This window comes from Achromobacter sp. SIMBA_011 (genome assembly GCF_046535435.1).
Taxonomy (GTDB): Bacteria; Pseudomonadota; Gammaproteobacteria; order Burkholderiales; family Burkholderiaceae_B; genus Achromobacter; species Achromobacter dolens.
Genome location: NZ_JAWRWN010001316.1, coordinates 1 through 231, shown reverse-complemented (window position 1 = coordinate 231; position 231 = coordinate 1). Strand labels below are relative to the sequence as shown.

The 231-nt window shown below is 70.6% G+C and carries 1 pseudogene; it reads left to right on the top strand.

The features are described 5' to 3' along the window. Positions 1 to 231, top strand: a pseudogene (locus SB816_RS35345) (sorbosone dehydrogenase family protein); the annotation flags it as partial.

Sequence of the window (231 nt, the reverse complement as noted above, 5' to 3'; positions counted from 1 at the left end):
CCCGTCGGCGTCGCGTATCGCGACGGCGCGCTCTATATCTCCGCCGTGTCGCGCATCCTGCGCCTCGACCACATCGACGACCGGCTCGACCGGCCGCCCACGCCGGCGGTCGTGACGGACGCGCTGCCCACCGACCATCATCACGGCTGGAAATTCATCGCATTCGGCCCCGACGGCAAGCTCTACGTGCCGACCGGCGCGCCGTGCAACGTGTGCCTGGCCGATCGCAGC